The sequence below is a fragment of the Amycolatopsis sp. NPDC021455 genome, assembly GCF_040640995.1.
In the GTDB taxonomy this organism is placed as follows: Bacteria; Actinomycetota; Actinomycetes; order Mycobacteriales; family Pseudonocardiaceae; genus Amycolatopsis.
This window is the reverse complement of record NZ_JBFACT010000003.1, coordinates 84,059-102,881: the sequence shown is the minus strand read 5'-3', so window position 1 is coordinate 102,881 and position 18,823 is coordinate 84,059. Positions and strand designations below refer to the sequence as shown.

19 protein-coding genes are annotated in these 18,823 nt (G+C 70.5%); 13 read left to right on the top strand and 6 right to left on the bottom strand.

Annotation, left to right across the window (positions count from 1 at the left end):
- Positions 1–12: 12 nt before the first annotated feature.
- The 3 genes from AB0G28_RS05745 to AB0G28_RS05735 are packed head-to-tail and all read left to right on the top strand — an operon-like array spanning position 13 to position 1,355.
- Positions 13–342, top strand: coding sequence for an SMR family transporter (locus tag AB0G28_RS05745; protein WP_361083331.1), 330 nt, complete (start codon positions 13–15; stop codon positions 340–342).
- Positions 339–899, top strand: a complete 561-nt coding sequence (locus AB0G28_RS05740) for a TetR family transcriptional regulator (RefSeq protein ID WP_361083329.1) — start codon at positions 339–341, stop codon at positions 897–899. Before AB0G28_RS05745 ends, AB0G28_RS05740 begins: the two co-directional genes overlap by 4 nt.
- A gap of 21 nt (positions 900–920) precedes the next feature.
- Entirely contained in the window at positions 921–1,355 is a 435-nt protein-coding gene (locus AB0G28_RS05735) for a GNAT family N-acetyltransferase (protein ID WP_361083328.1), read from the top strand.
- A gap of 20 nt (positions 1,356–1,375) precedes the next feature.
- Here AB0G28_RS05735 and AB0G28_RS05730 read toward each other — a convergent pair whose 3' ends face one another.
- Positions 1,376–1,909 (bottom strand): YbhB/YbcL family Raf kinase inhibitor-like protein, encoded by a 534-nt coding sequence (locus AB0G28_RS05730; RefSeq protein ID WP_361083326.1) that lies wholly within the window; start codon positions 1,907–1,909, stop codon positions 1,376–1,378.
- Positions 1,910–2,084: 175 nt separating this feature from the next.
- Between AB0G28_RS05730 and AB0G28_RS05725 the strand changes: the two genes are divergently transcribed.
- The 7 genes from AB0G28_RS05725 (at position 2,085) to AB0G28_RS05695 (ending at position 9,038) form a co-directional block, all read left to right on the top strand.
- Positions 2,085–2,855: a DUF4097 family beta strand repeat-containing protein gene (locus tag AB0G28_RS05725; protein WP_361083324.1), complete on the top strand. Its 771-nt coding sequence runs from the start codon at positions 2,085–2,087 to the stop codon at positions 2,853–2,855.
- Positions 2,856–2,886: 31 nt separating this feature from the next.
- Positions 2,887–3,120: a hypothetical protein gene (locus AB0G28_RS05720; RefSeq protein ID WP_361083322.1), complete on the top strand. Its 234-nt coding sequence runs from the start codon at positions 2,887–2,889 to the stop codon at positions 3,118–3,120.
- A 66-nt stretch (positions 3,121–3,186) separates the two neighbouring features.
- Positions 3,187–4,638, top strand: a complete 1,452-nt coding sequence (locus tag AB0G28_RS05715) for an alpha/beta hydrolase (protein ID WP_361083320.1) — start codon at positions 3,187–3,189, stop codon at positions 4,636–4,638.
- 187 nt (positions 4,639–4,825) lie between these two features.
- Positions 4,826–6,697 carry a molecular chaperone DnaK gene (gene dnaK, locus AB0G28_RS05710; protein ID WP_361083318.1) on the top strand — a complete coding sequence of 624 codons (1,872 nt, stop codon included), beginning with the start codon at positions 4,826–4,828 and terminating at the stop codon, positions 6,695–6,697.
- Positions 6,694–7,401 (top strand): nucleotide exchange factor GrpE, encoded by a 708-nt coding sequence (gene grpE, locus AB0G28_RS05705; RefSeq protein ID WP_361083316.1) that lies wholly within the window; start codon positions 6,694–6,696, stop codon positions 7,399–7,401. The genes dnaK and grpE overlap by 4 nt, the downstream gene beginning before the upstream one ends.
- A 36-nt stretch (positions 7,402–7,437) precedes the next feature.
- Positions 7,438–8,607 carry a molecular chaperone DnaJ gene (gene dnaJ / locus AB0G28_RS05700; RefSeq protein WP_361083314.1) on the top strand — a complete coding sequence of 390 codons (1,170 nt, stop codon included), beginning with the start codon at positions 7,438–7,440 and terminating at the stop codon, positions 8,605–8,607.
- Between the two features lie 5 nt (positions 8,608–8,612).
- Complete coding sequence (locus AB0G28_RS05695; RefSeq protein ID WP_361083313.1) at positions 8,613–9,038, top strand: helix-turn-helix transcriptional regulator; 426 nt, start codon at positions 8,613–8,615, stop codon at positions 9,036–9,038.
- Between the two features lie 70 nt (positions 9,039–9,108).
- Here the strand turns inward: AB0G28_RS05695 and AB0G28_RS05690 are convergent, their stop codons facing one another.
- The 5 genes from AB0G28_RS05690 to AB0G28_RS05670 all read right to left on the bottom strand — a co-directional run bounded on the left by AB0G28_RS05690 (position 9,109) and on the right by AB0G28_RS05670 (position 13,891).
- Positions 9,109–9,636, bottom strand: a complete 528-nt coding sequence (locus AB0G28_RS05690) for a DUF305 domain-containing protein (RefSeq protein WP_361083311.1) — start codon at positions 9,634–9,636, stop codon at positions 9,109–9,111.
- Positions 9,633–10,370, bottom strand: a complete 738-nt coding sequence (locus tag AB0G28_RS05685; protein ID WP_361083309.1) for a lytic polysaccharide monooxygenase — start codon at positions 10,368–10,370, stop codon at positions 9,633–9,635. The genes AB0G28_RS05690 and AB0G28_RS05685 overlap by 4 nt, the downstream gene beginning before the upstream one ends.
- Before the next feature lie 146 nt (positions 10,371–10,516).
- Positions 10,517–11,233, bottom strand: coding sequence for a dienelactone hydrolase family protein (locus AB0G28_RS05680; protein WP_361083307.1), 717 nt, complete (start codon positions 11,231–11,233; stop codon positions 10,517–10,519).
- A gap of 21 nt (positions 11,234–11,254) precedes the next feature.
- Complete coding sequence (locus AB0G28_RS05675; RefSeq protein WP_361083305.1) at positions 11,255–12,358, bottom strand: globin domain-containing protein; 1,104 nt, start codon at positions 12,356–12,358, stop codon at positions 11,255–11,257.
- Positions 12,359–12,715: 357 nt separating this feature from the next.
- Complete coding sequence (locus tag AB0G28_RS05670; protein ID WP_361083303.1) at positions 12,716–13,891, bottom strand: globin domain-containing protein; 1,176 nt, start codon at positions 13,889–13,891, stop codon at positions 12,716–12,718.
- Between the two features lie 306 nt (positions 13,892–14,197).
- Here AB0G28_RS05670 and AB0G28_RS05665 point away from each other — a divergent pair, with 306 nt between their 5' ends.
- The 3 genes from AB0G28_RS05665 (at position 14,198) to clpB (ending at position 18,665) form a co-directional block, all read left to right on the top strand.
- Complete coding sequence (locus AB0G28_RS05665) at positions 14,198–14,683, top strand: MarR family winged helix-turn-helix transcriptional regulator (RefSeq protein ID WP_361083302.1); 486 nt, start codon at positions 14,198–14,200, stop codon at positions 14,681–14,683.
- A 99-nt stretch (positions 14,684–14,782) separates the two neighbouring features.
- The gene (locus AB0G28_RS05660) at positions 14,783–15,970 is read left to right on the top strand and encodes an MFS transporter (protein ID WP_361083300.1); all 1,188 of its coding nucleotides are present in this window, start codon (positions 14,783–14,785) and stop codon (positions 15,968–15,970) included.
- A gap of 97 nt (positions 15,971–16,067) precedes the next feature.
- Complete coding sequence (clpB, locus tag AB0G28_RS05655) at positions 16,068–18,665, top strand: ATP-dependent chaperone ClpB (RefSeq protein WP_361083298.1); 2,598 nt, start codon at positions 16,068–16,070, stop codon at positions 18,663–18,665.
- Positions 18,666–18,823 lie beyond the last annotated feature (158 nt).

The following is an 18,823-nucleotide window of genomic DNA, read 5'->3' as shown; positions in this document are numbered from 1 at the left end:
ACTTTTCACCCTATGGGTGCGTACCTTCTCCTCGCGCTGGCGATCGCCGCCGAGGTCTCCGCGACGGTCTCGCTGAAGCTCTCCGAGGGCTTCTCGAAGCTCGGCCCGTCGATCGTCGTGGTGCTCGGGTACGCCGTCGCGTTCGTCGCGCTGTCGTACGTGCTGAAGCTGGGCTTGCCGTTCGGCGTCGCCTACGCGATCTGGGCCGCGGCAGGCGTCGCCCTGGTCGCGATCATCGGCGTCGTGTTCCTCAAGGAACCGGTCAACGCGGCGATGATCGCCGGACTGGTACTGGTCATCGGCGGTGTGGTGCTGATCGAAATCGGGAGTGCATCGGCGTGAAACTGCAGGTCGACGGCCGCAAGGCGCGCGGCGACAAGCGGCGCGCGGAGATCATCGCGGCGACGCTGCGGGTCATCGAGCGCGACGGCGTCGCGGGCGTGACGCATCGGACCGTCGCGGCCGAGGCCGGCGTCCCGACGACGTCCACGACCTACCACTTCTCCTCGCTGGACGACCTGCTGATCGCGACGCTCATCTCGTGCGCGCGCGACATGGCGACCGAGGTCTACTGGATGATCGACCGGGCGCGGTCCCGCGGTTCGCGCGGCGCAGAGGAGGTCGCGGGCCTGCTCGCCGAGGCGCTGGGGCCGCGGCGCGGGCGCACGATGGCGGAGTACGAGCTGTACCTGCTGGCCGCCCGGAAGCCGGAGCTGCGCCCGGCCGCGCGGCGCTGGCTCGACGTCCTGACGTCGATGGTCCGGCACGACGACGAAGTGGCGTTCCGGGTGTTCCTCGCGGGCATCGACGGGCTGCTGATCCAGGGCCTGATCGACGACGAGCCGCCGTCCGCGGACGAGCTGCGCCCGGTGGTCGACTACCTGCTGAAACCGCGTTGACGCCGGAGTTAGCGTCGGGGCATGCGGATCTTCGGCGAGTACGAGCTGGACGACGACCCGGCGCGGCTGGACCTCGACGTCGTGTGGAAGTTCCTCTCCACCGAGGCCTACTGGGGCCGCTGGCGCACCCGCGAGCAGGTCGAGGCCGCGGTCGCCGCGTCGTGGCGGGTCGTCGGCGCCTACCGCGGTGACGAGCAGGTCGGCTTCGCGCGGGCCTTTTCCGACGGCGTCAGCTCGGCGTACCTGGCCGACGTGTTCGTCGTCGACTCCGCCCGGGGCACCGGGCTCGGCAAGGAGCTCGTCCGGGAGATGATCGACAACGGTCCCGGCGCCGGGTTCCGCTGGATGCTGCACACCGCCGACGCGCACGGGTTGTACCGGCAGTTCGGCTTCGGCGAGCACACGCAGGGCCGGTACCTGGAGCGCGAAGGCACCTTCCCGGCGCCTCTGCGCTGAGACGCCGGGAACGTCGAACCTCAGCCCTTGTTCTCGTACACCGGCGTGATCACCGCGCGGGCCAGGGTGTGCCCGAACATGTTGAAGCCGAGGAACGCCGGGGTGGCGTCCTCCGGGACCTCCAGCTTGTCGACGTCCAGCGCGTGGACCGCGAAGTAGTAGCGGTGCGGGCCGTGCCCGGGCGGCGGCGCCGCGCCGAGGAACCGCTTGACCCCGCCGTCGCCCTTCAGCGTCACCGCTCCTTCGGGGAGGCCGGAGCCGTCGCCCGCCCCGGAGGCCAGCTCCGTCACCGACGCCGGGATGTTGAACACGGCCCAGTGCCAGAACCCGCTGCCGGTGGGGGCGTCGGGGTCGTAGCAGGTCACCGCGAAGCTCTTCGTCTCCTCCGGGAAGCCCGCCCACGCCAGGTGCGGCGAACGGTCCTCGCCGCCGGCGCCGAAGATGCCGGACAAGTGGGGCGTGGCCAGGGTTTCGCCGTCGGCGACGTCGCTGCTGCGGAGGGTGAAGGACGGCACTTCGGGCAGGGATTCGTACGGGCCGGGTGCTTGCGGCATGGATCCTCCTGATCAAGAACTCCGGGGACTGCGCCAGGTTAGGCCCCCCGATGCCGCCCCGCGTGTCAGGGACGGATCTCAGGGTCTTTCGGGGGGTTACCCCCATGTACCGCCCGTGCACCAGGCCATAACGTTTTCTCACGCAGAGGAAACATCACTGAGGGGACCAACGACCATGGCGCGCCCGCTTCTGGCCCTGGGTGGCATCGTCTTGATCGGCATCGGCCTGGCGACCGCGTTCGGCTGGGGCTGGGGCTCGGACTACGAGAACACCAACACCGTCTCGCAGACCATCCGCAGCGTGAAGCTGGAGAGCGACTCGGGCTCGGTGAAGATCCGCACCGGCACCGGACCGTCGACCGTGCACCAGAAGATCAGCTACCACTGGCGCAGCAAGCCGGGCGACTCGTTCTTCCGCGTCGACGGCGACCAGCTCGTGCTCGCCGACTGCGGGAGCAACTGCTCGGTCGACTACGAGGTGGTCGTGCCGCCGGGCGTCCCGGTGACCGGCCGGATGGACTCGGGCGGCCTGGACGTCGCCGGGGTGGCGAGCGTGGACGTCCGGTCCGACTCCGGCCACGCCCGCGTCGAAGACGTGTCCGGCCCGGTGAAGCTGCGGCTGGAGAGCGGCGGGATCGACCTGCGGGACGTCGGCGAGGTCCAGCTGCACGCGGACTCGGGCAGCATCAGGGGCACCGAGGTGCGTGGCCCGGTCGACGTGACGTCGTCGAGCGGGAGCGTCGACTTCTCGCTGTCGCAGGCGAACGACGTCAAGGTGAAGGCCGACAGCGGCAGCGTCGACGTCGAGGTGCCGGGCGGCCCGTACCGCGTCGTCGGCGACAGCGACAGCGGGCACCGCGACATCGGCGTCCCGACCGACGGCTCCGCCCCGCACACGCTCGACCTGACGACCGACAGCGGCAGCGTCACGGTCCGCGCGGCCTGACCTTTCTCTATATCTACGGGGGGACTTTCCGATGGGCAGGATCGAACGGCGGGTGCTCGCCGCCGCGCTGCTGGGGGCCGTCGCGATGTTCGGCGTCGTGGGCTTCACCCGCGGCGAACAGACCACGACGCCGGCCCTGGGGGTGCCGGTGACCGTGAATTCCCACTATCGAGTGACTTCGTGGGTCGGCACCCCGGCTGAAGTCGTTGTCCAGCAAGGAAATCCGGATTCCTCGCTTTCTTCCGGGACCGCCCGCCGCTCCTGAGTTGTCGGTGGTCGCTGTTAGGAAGGAAGCACGCCGAAAGCCGGCGTGCAGGGGAGGAAACGGATCATGGACGTGCGCCGGCTCATTGCGGCGGTCGCGGTCATCGCGGCGGTCGTGGTCATGGCGGCGGTGCCGGCCGTCGCCGAAGCGTCGGCGCTGTCGTGGCACCCGTGTGCCACGCAGCAGGAGCCGGCGGCGGAGTGCGCGACGGTCGACGTGCCGATCGACCGCGCGCGGCCGGAGCTCGGCTCGGCGCAGCTCGCGCTGGCCCGGCTGCCCGCGCTCGATCCGGGCCACCGGATCGGCTCGCTGCTGGTGAACCCGGGCGGGCCGGGCGGCTCCGGCGTCGGGTTCGTGCAGTTCGGCGGACTGGCTTCGCCGGACCTCGCGCCGCTGCGGCAGCGGTTCGACGTCGTGGGGTTCGACCCGCGCGGCGACTGGTTCAGCACCCCGCGCATCACCTGCGACGCGGCGACGCTGTTCGACCCGGCGCTGGACCGGTTCCCGTCGACCGCCGCGGGGTTCGACGCGCTGGTGGCGCACAACCGGGCGGCGGGCCGGGACTGCCTGGCCAGGACCGGGCCGTTGCTGGCGAACGCGGACACCCGGAGCGCGGCCGAGGACATCGAGACGATCCGCACCGCGCTCGGCGAGCCGAAGATCTCCTGGCTGGGCCTGTCCTACGGCACCGAACTGGGTGCGATCTACGCGTCGAAGCACCCCGGCCGGGTGCGCACGATGGTGCTCGACGGCGCGGTCGACCACGCACGGCCGCTGCGTCAGGCGATCCTCGAGGAGGCCGCCGCGACCGAGGACGCGCTGGTCCGGTTCGCGGGCTGGTGCCGCGGCTCGGCGGAGTGCGTCCTGCACGGCCAGGACGTCCTCCGCTTCTACGACGACGTCGTGGCCAGGGCGGCGCAGGGGGCGATCTGGTCGAGCGACCTCGGCCGCAAGGCGACGGCCGACGAGGTCTCGGCCGGCGTCTACAACCACCTCTACCTCCGCGAGGAGTGGCCGGCGCTGGGGAAGGCGCTGGCCGCGGCCGGCGGGGAGTTCCCGGACGCCAAGGGGCTGACCGAGCGGAACCAGTTCCTCTCCCCGATCTATGGGGCCTACCGGGCGATCGGCTGCCACGACTTCCCGTCACCGTTCACCGGACCCGCGGACATGGGCGCGCTGGCCGGGCTGGTCCGCGCGGTGGCGCCGCACAGCTGGCGGTACTCCGAGTTCTGGGACCTCACCAGCGGGTGCGCCGGCTGGCCGGTGCCGGCGAAGAACCCGCCGCAGCCCCACCCGGTGCGCGGCGCCCCGCCGATCCTGGTCGTCGGCGGCGCGCACGACCCGGCGACACCGCTGTCCTGGGCCCGCGGGCTGGTCGCGAGCATCGACAGCGGAGCCCTGCTCACCCGCACCGACGACGGCCACACCGGGCTGTTCAACTCGGCCTGCGCCCGCGCGGCCGAGGTGAAGTACCTGGTGAGCGGGGTCACACCGGGGCGTGACGCGGTCTGCCGGTGAACCCGGGAACAAGAACCCGGACCGGCTCGTTAGGCTGGATGTGAAGGTTGAGCGCAACCGACTCAAGTCTGGCTTGACGAGAGGCGCGAAGGCCCGATAGAACTTGCCAGAGCCCCGCTCAAGGTGGGGGCGAACGTGCAGGTCACGAACCATAGCAGGCGAGCTGCTTACACAGGAGGAAAGCACCATGGCGCGAGCGGTCGGCATCGACCTCGGCACGACCAACTCGGTCGTCGCCGTCCTTGAGGGCGGCGAGCCGACGGTCATCGCCAACTCGGAAGGCTCCCGGACCACCCCGTCGATCGTCGCCTTCGCCAAGAACGGCGAAGTGCTGACCGGTCAGCCGGCGAAGAACCAGGCCGTGACGAACGTCGACCGGACGATCCGGTCCGTGAAGCGGCACATCGGCACCGACTGGAAGACCGAGATCGACGGGAAGAACTACACCTCCCAGGAGATCAGCGCGCGCGTGCTGATGAAGCTCAAGCGCGACGCCGAGGCGTACCTGGGCGAGACGATCACCGACGCGGTCATCACCGTCCCGGCGTACTTCGAGGACGCCCAGCGGCAGGCCACCAAGGAGGCCGGGCAGATCGCCGGCCTGAACGTGCTCCGCATCGTCAACGAGCCGACCGCCGCCGCGCTGGCGTACGGCCTGGACAAGGGCGAGAAGGAGCAGACCATCCTGGTCTTCGACCTCGGTGGCGGCACGTTCGACGTCTCGCTGCTGGAGATCGGCGAGGGCGTCGTCGAGGTCCGCGCGACCTCCGGTGACAACCACCTCGGTGGTGACGACTGGGACGAGCGCATCGTCAAGTGGCTGGTCGACAAGTTCAAGGCGACGAACGGCATCGACCTGACCAAGGACAAGATGGCGCTGCAGCGCATCCGCGAGGCGGCGGAGAAGGCGAAGATCGAGCTGTCCAGCTCGAACTCGGCCAGCATCAACCTGCCGTACATCACCGTGGACGCGGACAAGAACCCGCTGTTCCTCGACGAGACGCTCTCGCGCGCCGAGTTCCAGAAGATCACCTCGGACCTGCTCGACCGGACCAAGGCGCCGTTCAACAACGTCATCCGGGACGCGGGCATCTCCGTCGGCGACATCGACCACGTCGTGCTCGTCGGTGGGTCCACCCGCATGCCGGCCGTCGCCGAGCTGGTCAAGGAGCTGACCGGCGGCCGCGAGCCGAACAAGGGCGTGAACCCGGACGAGGTCGTCGCGGTCGGCGCGGCCCTGCAGGCCGGTGTCCTGAAGGGCGAGGTCAAGGACGTCCTGCTGCTGGACGTCACCCCGCTGTCGCTGGGCATCGAGACCAAGGGTGGCGTGTTCACCAAGCTCATCGAGCGCAACACCACGATCCCGACCAAGCGCTCGGAGATCTTCTCCACCGCGGACGACAACCAGCCGTCGGTGCAGATCCAGGTGTTCCAGGGTGAGCGCGAGATCGCCGCGCACAACAAGAAGCTCGGCATGTTCGAGCTGACCGGTCTCCCGCCGGCCCCGCGTGGCGTGCCGCAGATCGAGGTCACCTTCGACATCGACGCCAACGGCATCGTGCACGTGACCGCGAAGGACCTGGGCACGAACAAGGAACAGTCGATGACGATCACCGGTGGCTCCGCGCTGCCGAAGGACGACATCGAGCGCATGGTCAAGGACGCCGAGGCGCACGCCGAGGAGGACAAGAAGCGCCGCGAGGAGGCGGAGACCCGCAACCAGGCGGAGACGCTGGTCTACCAGACCGAGAAGTTCGTCAAGGACAACGACGACAAGCTGCCCGAGGACCTCAAGGGCAAGGTCAAGACCGCGATCGACGAGGCCAACGAGGCGCTGAAGGGCACCGACTCGACCAAGATCCGCGAGTCGATCGAGAAGCTGAACGCCGCTTCGCAGGAGCTGGGCACCGCCCTGTACGCCAACGCGAACGCCGGTGCGGCGGGCGCCGAAGGTGCCGCGGGCGCGGGTGCGGCCGGGGACGCCGGTGCGGCCGGCGGCCAGGCCAAGGCCGATGACGTGGTGGACGCCGAGATCGTCGAAGAGGACCCGAAGAAGTGACCCACAGCTACGACGAATCCGAGAACTCCGGCCGAGGCCACGAGGAGCCGGTGGTCGTGCGGGACCGTCGTCGGGTGGACCCCCAGACCGGGCAGGTCCGCCCGCCCGGTCCGGCCCACGCCGCACCGGAGCCGGACGAGGCGCCCGTGGAACACGCGGGCCCCTCGCTCGGCGAGTCCATTGTGGACGATTCGGTGTCGGTCGTCTCCGACGTGGAGAAGGAGCTGGCCGAGCGCACCGCCGACCTCCAGCGCCTGCAGGCGGAGTACGCCAACTACCGGAAGCGGGTCGAGCGCGACCGCGAGGCGGTCGTGATCGGCGCGAAGGCGACCGTGGTGAACGACCTGCTGCCGCTGCTCGACGACCTCGAGCGGGCCGAGCAGCACGGTGACCTCACCGGCGCGTTCAAGGCCGTCGGCGACAAGCTGATCAGCGGTCTGCAGCGCGCGGGCCTCGAGTCGTTCGGTGCCGAGGGCGAGCCCTTCGACCCGAGCGTGCACGAGGCCGTGCAGCACAACACCTCGCCGGACGTGGCGGGCCCGACGGTCACCGTGGTCATGCGCCGCGGCTACCGCTTCGGGGACCGCGTACTGCGGGCGGCGCTGGTCGGCGTGACCGACCACGAGCCCGGTGCGGCCCCGGAGGACCCGTCCGTCGGTGGCGAGCGGCCACTCGGCGGCGGAGTCGATGAGCAGCAGCAGTAATCACTGTCAGGTTCAAGTGGGAGGAGGAGACGCCCGATGAGCGCACGGGAATGGATCGGTAAGGACTTCTACCGTGAGCTGGGCGTCTCCTCCGACGCCACCGCGGACGAGATCAAGAAGGCCTACCGGAAGCTGGCCAAGGAGAACCACCCGGACGCGAACGCCGGCAACGCGCAGGCGGAGCAGAAGTTCAAGGCGGTCTCCGAGGCCTACGGCGTGCTCTCCGACGCGAGCAAGCGCAAGGAGTACGACGAGGCGCGGCGCCTGTTCGGCGGCGGGGGTGGCTTCAACTTCCCCGGTGGCGGCGGTACCGGCAGCTTCGACATGGGCGACATCTTCGGCCAGGCCGGCGCCGGTCAGCAGGGCGGTTTCGGCGGGCTCGGCGACATCCTCGGCGGGCTGTTCGGCCGCGGCCGGGCGTCGGCGGGTGCGACGGCGAACCGGCCGCAGCGCGGTGCCGACGTCGAGACGGACGTCCGGATCGACTTCGCCGAGGCGGTCAAGGGCGCGACCCTGCCGCTGCGGCTGTCGAGCCCGGCGACCTGTGCCACGTGCGGCGGCAACGGCGCGCGGCCGGGGACGTCGCCGCGGACCTGCCCGACCTGTTCCGGTTCGGGGCTGGTCAGCCGCAGCCAGGGCGCGTTCGCGTTCTCGGAGCCGTGCCGCGACTGCCGCGGCCGCGGGACGATCATCGACGACCCGTGCCCGGAGTGCGGCGGCGAAGGCGTCAGCACGCGGACCCGCACACTGACCGTCCGGATCCCGCCGGGCGTCGACGACGACCAGCGCATCCGGCTGGCCGGCCAGGGCGAGCCCGGCCGGGGCGGGGCGCAGGCGGGGGACCTGTACGTCCGGGTGCACGTGGCTCCGCACGCGCTGTTCGGCCGCAAGGCGCTCGACCTGACGATCACCGTGCCGGTGGACTTCACCGAGCTGGCTCTCGGCACCACGATCACGGTGCCGACGCTCGAGGGCAAGGTCTCGCTCAAGGTGCCGCCGGGCACGGCGAGCGGGCGCGTGCTGCGCGTGCGCGGCAAGGGCATCGCCAAGCGCGACGGTTCGCAAGGTGACCTGCTCGTCACCCTCCAGGCGGCGATCCCCGCCAAACTGGACGACAAGGCGCGCGAGGCGCTGCAGGCGTACGCCGAGGCGATGGCCGGGCACGACCCCCGGCCGGAGATCACCGAGCTGCTGCAAGGTAGGTGAGACAGATGTTCGGCGGGATGCCCCCTGAGGGGGACGAGGAGACCCCGGTGTTCGTCATCTCGGTGGCGGCCCAGCTCGCCGGGATGCACGCGCAGACGTTGCGCACCTACGACCGGCAGGGCCTGGTGTCACCGGGCCGCACCCCCGGCGGCGGCCGGCGGTACTCGATGCGGGACATCGCGCTGCTGCGCGAGGTCCAGCGGCTGTCCCAGGAGGACGGTGTCAACCTGGCCGGCATCAAGCGCATCATCGAGCTGGAGAACCAGGTCGACGCGCTGCGGGCCCGGATCACCGAGCTGACCGAAGAACTGGCCGCGGCGTACGTGGCAGCGGAACAGGCGACGGCGGCGGCGCACGCGTCCTACCGCCGGGACCTGGTGCCCCTCAACCAGCAGACGGCGATGGTGGTCTGGCGGCCCAAGCGCCGCTGACACCCCGAACGACGAAGGCCTCCCCGAGTGACCGGGGAGGCCTTCTCGCGTTCAAGGTGCGCCGCGGGTCTCACACCTTGAAGTTCAGCAGCTGCGCGACTTCCGCCGTCCGCGACTCGATGACCCGCCGGGCCAGGTCGCGAGCCTCGGCGTTGACCCCGCTGCCGGTTTCCGTCCGGGCCAGCTCGGCCGCGCCCTGCTGCTGACCGGTCAGCACGTCCAGGAACCTGCGGCCGAACTCGGCGTCCGGCGCGGACTTCAACGCCGACACGAGGTCCGGCGAGGTCATCTTCATGCCACCGTGTCCCGCGTGGACCTGCGGATCCATGTCCATCGCCTCGGGCGCGTTCCAGCCGCGGAGCCAGCCCTTCATCGTGTCGATCTCGGTCTGCTGGGTCGACCCGATCGCCGCGGCCAGTTCCTTCAGCGGGGCCGGCAACGGCCGGTCGGCGGCCAGCCGGACGATCTCGATGCCCTGCCGGTTCTGCGGGATCAGCATCTGCAGGAACATCACGTCGGCCGCGTTGTGCGCGGGCGGGGCGGCCGTCGCGCCGCAGCTGGTGAGCAGCAGCGCGACGACGGCCAGGGCCGGCCTCACAGACGTTGCCAGAGTGCCGGGGTGTTCGGCGGCTCCCAGCCCGCGATCGCCGTGTGCGGCTGGATGCAGCGGTAGCTCGCGCCGCCGTAGGTGACGACGTCGCCGACCTTGTACGCCGTGCCCGCCGCCCACGTGCCGCTCGAAGGCGGCGTGGTCGTCGGAGTCGTCGTGGGCGGCCGGGTCGCGGTCGTGGTCGGTGGCGGAGTCCCGCCACCGCCGATCTGGAGGTCGACGCAGCTGTAGAACGCGTTGGTGGTGTCGGAGATGTTCCAGATCGCGAGCACCTTCACCCGGCCCGAATAGCCGGACAGGTTCACCGTGTGCGACACCGTCGCCGGCGGCTGCTGGCCGTTGCCGTCGAACGACGCGACGAGGGCGTTGCCGACGAAGTACTGGTAGTCCTTCGTGGCGTGGCGGGCGGTGAACACCCAGTTGAACGTCACCGTCGTGCCGACGGACTTGGCGGGCCACGGCTTCGACTCGTCGGAGAGCTGCGAGAAGCGCGCGTTGCCGCCGTCGCAGCTGCGCAGGCCCTTGGGACCTTCCACGCTCTGGGGTTCGTAGATGATGCTGCCGCAGTCGGGGACCTTTCCGGCCGCGCAGTTGGCCTGCCGGCTGGGCGGGTCCGAGATGTAGCCGTGGGCGCTCGCGGTGGTGGCGGGGAGGACGACGACCAGTACCGGCGCGAGCAAGACACCGGCAGCGGCCGCGAAGAGCTTTCGGTTCCAGGTCATTTCGGCTCCTCGAGGGGGAACACCGTTGTTCCGGGGGAGGACGAGCGAGCACATCGGAGGGATCGATGTGGTCTAGACCATAAGGCGATTCGGGCACAACGGTCAACGAACTACCGCCGTTCGACGAAAGCTCTGCCCCACTTGGCTCAGTGCGAAGGTAGGTCCGGTTGCTGCAGGTGTTCGCCGAAGAAGGACGTCACCCGGCGCCACGCGTCTTCGGCCGACTCGTGGTGGTAGGTGAAGCCGACGACCTTGAGCAGCAGATTCACCGGAGCCGCCGTGTCGATCTTGTTGGCGAACCCGTGGCTGGCGTCCGGGTACTCCTTGACGTCGTGCGGGATGCCACGCTCGGTGAGCGCCGTCTCGAGTTTCGCCGCGGCGCCACGCAGCCCGAAGTCCTTCTTGCCGAAGCTGGCGACGATCGGGCATGCGTCGTCCAGTACCGACAGGTTCTTCGGCAGCTGCCCGTAGTACGGCGCCGACGCGTCGAACCCGCGCGACGCCGCGACGAGCGCGAAGCCGCCGCCCAGGCAGAACCCGGCGATGCCGATCCGGCCCGAGCAGTCCGGCCGTCCGGCGAGCAGGGAACGCGCGGCCTCGATGTCGTCGAACGTGCGGCCCTTGTTGGCGAACATGTCCGAGAACACCCGGCGCACGCAGCGGCGCATGCCCCCGCGCGAATACAGGTCGGGGCTGAGTGCGAGGTAGCCCTCGGCCGCGAAGCGGTCGGTGATGGTTTTCGTGTCCTGGCTCAGCCCGAACGCATCGTGGATGAGCACCACGCCAGGGTGGGGACCCGGGCCCGCGGGTTCCGCCAGGTAGCCGCCGATGGTGCCGTCCGAAACCGGAATGGTCATCTCCATATCGGCGAAGATAGCGAGAACTCAGTCCAGCGTGAACGGGTCGTAGGATATTCGTTCCAGGTCGATCCCCCTGGCCAGCAGCTTCGCGACGGTCGACTGGATCATCGACGGCGAACCGGAAACGAGGACGTCGTGGTCCAGCCACGCGCCCCGCTGGGTCACGGCGTGGGCGAGCGTGCCCCGGTCGCCGCCGGCGACCGCGCCCTCCTCCGTGACCGGCGTGACGGTCAGCCACTTGGACGTCGCGGCCAGCCGGCGCAGGTTCTCCAGCGCGTACAGGTCTTCCGGTCTTCGGCCCCCGAAGAACAGGTGCACCGATGGGTTCCGCTTCCAGCGGGAGAGGTCGTCGAGAATGGCCAGCAACGGCGTGATCCCGGTGCCGCCGCCGATCATGAGCAACCGCCGTTTCGTCGTGGTCGGCTGCACGTTGAGCACGCCCATCGACGGCCCGAGGCGCCAGACGTCACCCGGCCTGGTGTGGTTGACGATGGTTCCGCTGACCCAGCCGCCGGGCACGGCGCGCACGTGGAAGGTGAGCTGACCGTCGCCGCGCGGCGCGTTCGCCGGCGAGAGGTACCGCCAGAACCGGGGCCGCTGCGGCACTTCCACACTGACGTACCCGCCGGCGCGGTACGGCAGGAGACCGTCGGTCCGCACCTTGACCAGTGCGACGTCGCGGGCGAGCTTCCGGTGTTCCAGCACGGTCGCCGCCCACGCCGCCGGCCCGGTCTCCGCCTGGGCGGCCTCGCGCATGGTCTTGGCGATGAGCCCGTACGCCGCGGTCCACGCCGATTCCACCTCGGCGGTCCACTTCTCCTTGAGGAATCGTTTCAGCGCCGCGATCAATGCGGTCCCGACGGCGTCGTAGTGGCGGGAGACGACGGCGAACTTGCGGTGGTCGCGGCCCAGCTGCCCGAGGAAGGTGACCAGTTCGTCGGGCCGGTCGACCATCTGCACCACGTACACGAGTGCGCGCAGCAGCCTGCTCCGCTGGGTCGTCATGGTGACCGGGAACAGATCGCGGCAATCGGGCGCGACCACGAACAACGCGCCGTAGAAGTACTGCGCGAGTTCGTCGGCTTTCGGCTCGATCTCCGCGAAACTCTCACGAATCAACCGGGCCATCTCTCGACCTTCCACGGCCGAAACGGGAAGCGTTTCGGGCATTGTGGAGATCTTCACGGATTCAGCGTTCATCGGGAACGGTAATCTCCAGTCCTGCAAAGACTTTTGCGCCGTGCATGCGGCGTCGCTGTCGCGGTACCGCCCCCGAGGGTTCCCGACTGTAGGCGAATTCCCGTGCAGATGCGCGTGATTACGTGCGTTCCCGCTCGAACGGAGCAATTCAGGTACGCCCGGTAAACCCGATCTGTCGCTGCGTGAAAATGATCACCACGTCGGATTCATCCGTTACCGGTTGCCGATTTCCGAAGCGTAACGAAATCATTCACCGGACGGCGGATTGCCACCTGCCGACGGTGGCTAGTCGATCGTGAACGGGTCGTACTGGATCTGGTCCAGCGCGCTGCCCGCGACCAGCATGCGCGACACCGTCGCGCGGATCATCGCCGGCGAGCCGGACACGAGGATGTCGTGGCCGGGCCACGAGCCGTACCGCGTCACGGCGTCGGCCAGCGTGCCCTGCTCGAACCCGGGGACGTCGCCGCCGCGCTCCACCACCGGCGTGATGGCCAGCCAGGGGTTGACGGCCGCGAGTGCGCGCAGCTCGTCGAGGTCGTAGAGGTCCTCGCGGGTCGGGCCGCCGTAGAACAGCCGCGTCTTCGGGTTCTCCCCCCACAGCGCGAGGTGGTCGAGGATCGCCCGCAGCGGCGTGATGCCCGTGCCGCCCGCGACCATCAGCACGCCTCGCGACGACTCCCGGTCGACCGCCATCCGGCCCAGCGGCGGGCCGAGCCGCCAGACGTCGCCGGGCTGGGTGTGGCTGACGATGGCGCGCGAGACCCAGCCGCCGTCGATCGCCCGGACGTGGAACTCGATGCCGCCGTCCTCGCGCGGCGCGTTGGCCGGCGAGAGGTACCGCCACAGCCGCGGCCGCTGCGGGACTTCGACGCTCACGTACTGGCCGGGGTGGTAGGGCACCGGCTGGTCGGGCAGCACGCGGACCAGTGCCAGGTCCCAGGTCAGCCGCCGGTGCTCGACCACGGTGGCCGACCACGACGGCGGGTTCGTGTCGGCCGCGGCGGCGTCCTGCATGGCCCGCGCGGCGATGGTGAACGCCTCGGCCCAGGCCCGTTCGACCTCGGGCGTCCACTCCGGGCCGAGGTGGTTCTTGAGGGACGCCAGCAGCGCGGTACCGACCGCTTCGTAGTGGCGGGGCACGACGCCGAACTTGCGGTGGTCGCGGCCCAGCTGGCGCAGGAACGGCGCGAGGTCGTCGGGCCGGTCCACCATCTGCACGATGTGCACGAGCGCGCGCACCAGCCTGCCGCGCTGGATCTCCATGTTGATCGGGAAGAAGTCGCGCGTGGTCGGGGCGAGGGTGAACAGCATCCCGTAGAAGAACTGCGAGATGTCGGCGATGTACGGCTCGGACTTGGCCCAGCTGTCCCGGATGAGCCGGACCATCGCCGTGACGGCCGCGGGAGCTTCGCGCGGCGCCGAAGACCTGGGGAGCGGGCTGACCTGGTCGGCTGTCATGGGCCGGTGTTCACGGGTCGGTTGAGCGGCGGCACCCCGTCACGCACCGCCGGCCGGGGCACGGCGACGGCTCTTCCGCTCACCGCCGCCTCCTGGGTCCATCGCCACTGCTTTCACCTCGTCACTCGAACGTGCCGCTCGCACGGCCCGTCCGCAGGGTAGCGGCCGGGCAGCCTTTTGCCCGCATTGTTGCTCCGACCGGGTGTATCCGTCCCGGTCACGGCGTGGGCGACCTCACCGGGCCGATGGTTGTCCTCAGCAAGTGTCCGGTCATAAACTTGTATTGCACAACTAAGGGAGGTGCCAATGAGCTTCGACGACACCGACGACGACGTCCGGGTCGAGCTCATGCGCGAGCTGAAGACCGCTTCCCAGCTGCAGCACGCCTGGATCATGCAGACCTGGCAGAGCGAGCCCGGATTGCACCCGGCGGCCGCGATGCTGCTTTCGGACCTGCTGAAGAACGGCGAGGCGCGGCCGTCCGAGCTCGCGAAACGCCGGTTCGTCGACCTGTCGGTCGTGAGCAGGCAGATCACCCAGCTCTCCGCCGCCGGGCTCGTCGACCGCCGTCCCGCGCCCGAAGACGGCCGTGCCTCCTTGGTGAGCGTGTCGGAGAAGGGCCGGGCCGAGCTCGCCCGCTGGCGCGCCGGCTACCTCGAGTTCATGGAGAAGGCGCTCGGCGGCTGGGACGACGAGCGCGTCACCGACCTCACCGCGCGGCTCGCGGAGATGAACGCCGACCTCCGCCGGGCGCTCGGCAACGCCGCCGTCCTGGCTGACACGACCAAGTGACACCACGGCGAAGAGGCATACCGGAAGTGGCTTTTTCCCCTGGGGAAAGTGTCCGTTCGGTCCTGACTTGGGGCCATTCGTCAGAGCTAACGTCGGTGGGTGACGCGTAGCCGGGTCGCACTGCTGTGCGCGTTGGGGATCGACAACTTCGGCTCAGGTTTGTTCCTCCCGTTGGCGCTGGTCTACGTGACGCAGGTGGTCGGGGTGCCGCTGGCGATGGCGGGTACCGCCGTCACCCTCGGTGCGGTCGGCGGACTCGTCGTGCCGCCGCTGGCCGGGCGGATGGTGGACAGCATCGGGCCGCGTGCCGTGGTGATCGTCGCCCAGTTGCTGCAGGCCGCCGGCGCCGGCGCCTACCTCATCGCCGACGGCCCCGGCCCGGTGGTGGCCGCGGCGGTCCTGCTCGCCGCCGGCCAGCAGCTCTTCTACAGCTCCCTGTTCGTGCTCATCGCCGACGTCGCGGGCGACGTCCCGAAGGACCGGCCGTTCGCCGAGGTGGGGATGGTGCGGGCCGGCTGCTTCGGCCTCGGCGGGCTCGCGGCGGGAGCGGTCCTGACGTGGCTCGGCACCGACGGCTACCGCATCGCGCTCGCCGTCGACGCCGCGACGTTCTTCCTGGCCGCGTCGGTCCTCGCCGCCTTCGTCCAGCTCGCGCGGCCGCACCGGCAGGCCTGCACGCCGTCGGTCCGGGTGCTGCGCGACCGGCCGTACCTCGCGTTGATCCTCTTCAGCGGCCTCTTCGGGCTTTCGCTCGACTTCTTCCTGATCGGGACGCCGGTGTTCGTCCTCGACCGGCTGCACGGCCCGGCCTGGCTGCCGGGTGCGATCGTCGCGCTGCTGACCGTGGTGACCAGCGTCGGCGGCACGCTCGCGCTGCGGCTCACCGCCGGGCTGAACCGGATCGCCGCGATGCGGGTGGGCTCGGCGTTGTTCGCCGCCTGGTGCCTGGTCAGCCTGGGCGTGCTGGTCGTGCCCGGCGACTGGCGCGTGGCGTACCTGCTGGCCTCGACGCTGGTGTTCGCCGCCGGCGACCTGGTGTTCGGGCCGCGGTCGGGGGCGCTGGCCGAGGCCGCGGCACCTCCGGTCGCCCGCGGCCGTTATCTCGCTGCGTACCAGTACGCGTTCACCGTGGCGCAGGTGATCGCACCCGTCGTGGTCTCGCTGTTCTCGGTCGCGGACTGGTTACCCTGGGTGCTGGTGGGAGCGTGTGCCGGCCTCGCCGTGGCGGGGCTCGGGACGTTGGGTACCCGGCTGCCGGCGAGCGCGGTCGCCCCCGGACAGAGTTGAGCGGAACAGACTCAAGTTTTCGTGCGTTAGAGATAGTGTCAGGTCACGGTCAGGCCTGTCACCAGGACTTTTCGCAGTACCGAGCATGAGGTGAGGGATGGACGCTTTCAACCCGACCACGAAGACCCAGCAGGCGATCTCGTCGGCGGCGCAGGCGGCCACGATGGCCGGCAACCCGCACGTTTCGGCCGCCCACCTGCTGGGCGCCCTGCTGGCGCAGGGTGAGGGGCTCACCGCGCCGCTGCTGACCGCGGTCGGGGCCGACCCGGAGGTGGTGCACAAGGAACTCGAGCCGCTCATCGCGGCCCTGCCGTCCGCGACCGGCGCGACCGTGTCGAGCCCGCAGTTCGACGCGTTCGCCGTCAAGTCGCTGACGCGCGCGCAGAAGCTCGCCACCGAGCTGGGCGACGAGTACGTCTCGACCGAGCACTTGCTCGTCGGGCTCGCGACCGAGGGCGGCCAGGTCGCCGACCTGCTCAAGCGCCACGGTGCGACGCCGGACGCGCTGCAGGAGGCGTTCGCCAAGGTCCGCGGCTCCGCCCGGATCACCAGCCCCGACCCCGAGAGCACGTTCAAGGCGCTCGAGAAGTACGGCGTGGACCTCACCTCGCGCGCCCGCGCCGGCGAGCTCGACCCGGTCATCGGCCGGGACACCGAGATCCGCCGCGTCGTGCAGGTGCTGTCGCGGCGCACGAAGAACAACCCGGTCCTGATCGGCGAGCCGGGCGTCGGCAAGACGGCCATCGTCGAAGGGCTGGCCCAGCGCATCGTCGCCGGCGACGTGCCGGAGTCGCTGCGCGGCAAGCGCGTCGTCGCTCTCGACCTGGGGTCGATGGTGGCCGGCGCGAAGTACCGCGGCGAGTTCGAAGAGCGGCTGAAGGCCGTGCTCAAGGAGATCACCGACTCCGCGGGCGAGGTCATCACCTTCATCGACGAGCTGCACACCATCGTCGGCGCCGGCGCGACCGGCGAGGGCGGCGCGATGGACGCGGGCAACATGATCAAGCCGATGCTCGCCCGCGGCGAGCTGCGGATGGTCGGCGCGACCACGCTCGACGAGTACCGCCAGCACATCGAGAAGGACGCCGCCCTCGAGCGGCGCTTCCAGCAGGTGCTCGTCGGCGAGCCGTCCCCTGAGGACACGATCGCGATCCTGCGCGGGCTGAAGGAACGCTACGAGGTGCACCACGGTGTCCGGATCACGGACGCCGCGCTGGTCGCCGCCGCGACGCTGTCCGACCGCTACATCACCGCGCGCTTCCTGCCGGACAAGGCCATCGACCTGGTCGACGAGGCCGCGTCCAAGCTGCGCATGGAGATCGACTCGCGGCCGGTGGAGATCGACGAGGTCGAGCGCGCCGTGCGGCGCATGGAGATCGAGGAGATGGCGCTCGCCAAGGAGGAGGACTCCGCCTCCAAGGAGCGGCTCGCCGCGTTGCGCGCCGAACTCGCCGAGAAGCGCGAGACGCTGACGGCGCTGACCGCGCGCTGGCAGAACGAAAAGGGCTCCATCGAGCGCGTCCGCGAGCTCAAGGAACAGCTCGAGCAGCTGCGCGGCGAGTCCGAACGCGCCGAGCGCGACGGCGACCTCGGCAAGGCCGCCGAGCTGCGCTACGGCCGGATCCCCGCGCTGGAGAAGGAGTTCGAAGCGGCCACCGCGGCGAGCGAGGCCAGCCAGCAGAACGTCATGCTCAAGGAAGAGGTCGGCGCGGACGACGTCGCGGACGTGGTCAGCGCGTGGACCGGCATCCCGGCGGGACGGCTGCTGGAGGGCGAGACCGGCAAGCTGCTCCGGATGGAGGAGGAGCTGACCCGGCGGGTCATCGGGCAGGCCGAGGCCGTGCAGGTCGTGGCGGACGCCGTCCGCCGCAGCCGGGCCGGCGTCGCCGACCCCGACCGGCCGACCGGTTCGTTCCTGTTCCTCGGGCCCACCGGCGTCGGCAAGACCGAGCTGGCCAAGGCCCTCGCCGAGTTCCTGTTCGACGACGAGCGCGCGATGCAGCGCATCGACATGAGCGAGTACGCCGAGAAGCACTCGGTGGCGCGCCTGGTCGGTGCCCCGCCCGGGTACGTCGGCTACGACCAGGGCGGCCAGCTGACCGAGGCCGTGCGGCGCCGCCCGTACTCGGTGGTGCTGCTGGACGAGGTCGAGAAGGCCCACCCGGACGTCTTCGACGTGCTGCTGCAGGTCCTCGACGACGGGCGGCTGACCGACGGGCAGGGCCGGACGGTGGACTTCCGGAACACCATCCTGATCCTGACCTCGAACCTCGGCTCGCAGGCCATCGCCGACCCGGGGCTCGACGAGCGGCAGCGGCGGGACGCGGTGCTCGAGACGGTGCAGCGGCAGTTCAAGCCGGAGTTCCTCAACCGGCTCGACGACATCGTCGTGTTCCACTCGCTCGGCACCGAGCAGCTGACGTCCATTGTGGACATCCAGGTGGCGCGGCTCGCCAAGCGGCTGGCCCAGCGCCGGCTGCACCTGGAGGTCACCGACGGCGCCCGCGAGTGGCTCGCGCTGAACGGCTTCGACCCGATCTACGGCGCCCGGCCGCTGCGGCGGCTGGTCCAGTCGGCGATCGGCGACAAGCTGGCGAAGGAGCTGCTGTCGGGCGAGATCCGGGACGGCGACACGGTGCGCGTCGACATCCCGGCCCTGGAAGCCGGTGACTCCCTGACCGTCACCCGCGCCTGACCGAAGTCCGTGAAGGCCTCCTTCCCGGCTCTTATGGCCGGGAAGGGGGCCTTCACGGCTTTCGCGGGTGTCCACAGTGGCGATTTGTCGACCCGGGGGCCCGGGAAATGGTTCAAATGGGGGTGGCGACACGGGGACCGGCGATCATCCCTCCGGCG

Bases quoted from the DNA above. Each gene is read 5' to 3' on its own strand.
- AB0G28_RS05720 (WP_361083322.1), top strand. From the start codon at position 2,887: ATGGGCAGGATCGAACGGCGGGTGCTCGCCGCCGCGCTGCTGGGGGCC.
- AB0G28_RS05730 (WP_361083326.1), bottom strand. From the start codon at position 1,909: ATGCCGCAAGCACCCGGCCCGTACGAATCCCTGCCCGAAGTGCCGTCC.
- AB0G28_RS05745 (WP_361083331.1), top strand. From the start codon at position 13: ATGGGTGCGTACCTTCTCCTCGCGCTGGCGATCGCCGCCGAGGTCTCC.
- AB0G28_RS05695 (WP_361083313.1), top strand. From the start codon at position 8,613: ATGTTCGGCGGGATGCCCCCTGAGGGGGACGAGGAGACCCCGGTGTTC.
- AB0G28_RS05735 (WP_361083328.1), top strand. From the start codon at position 921: ATGCGGATCTTCGGCGAGTACGAGCTGGACGACGACCCGGCGCGGCTG.
- dnaJ (WP_361083314.1), top strand. From the start codon at position 7,438: ATGAGCGCACGGGAATGGATCGGTAAGGACTTCTACCGTGAGCTGGGC.
- AB0G28_RS05680 (WP_361083307.1), bottom strand. From the start codon at position 11,233: ATGGAGATGACCATTCCGGTTTCGGACGGCACCATCGGCGGCTACCTG.
- AB0G28_RS05665 (WP_361083302.1), top strand. From the start codon at position 14,198: ATGAGCTTCGACGACACCGACGACGACGTCCGGGTCGAGCTCATGCGC.
- clpB (WP_361083298.1), top strand. From the start codon at position 16,068: ATGGACGCTTTCAACCCGACCACGAAGACCCAGCAGGCGATCTCGTCG.
- AB0G28_RS05685 (WP_361083309.1), bottom strand. From the start codon at position 10,370: ATGACCTGGAACCGAAAGCTCTTCGCGGCCGCTGCCGGTGTCTTGCTC.
- AB0G28_RS05725 (WP_361083324.1), top strand. From the start codon at position 2,085: ATGGCGCGCCCGCTTCTGGCCCTGGGTGGCATCGTCTTGATCGGCATC.
- AB0G28_RS05715 (WP_361083320.1), top strand. From the start codon at position 3,187: ATGGACGTGCGCCGGCTCATTGCGGCGGTCGCGGTCATCGCGGCGGTC.
- dnaK (WP_361083318.1), top strand. From the start codon at position 4,826: ATGGCGCGAGCGGTCGGCATCGACCTCGGCACGACCAACTCGGTCGTC.
- AB0G28_RS05670 (WP_361083303.1), bottom strand. From the start codon at position 13,891: ATGACAGCCGACCAGGTCAGCCCGCTCCCCAGGTCTTCGGCGCCGCGC.
- AB0G28_RS05675 (WP_361083305.1), bottom strand. From the start codon at position 12,358: ATGGCCCGGTTGATTCGTGAGAGTTTCGCGGAGATCGAGCCGAAAGCC.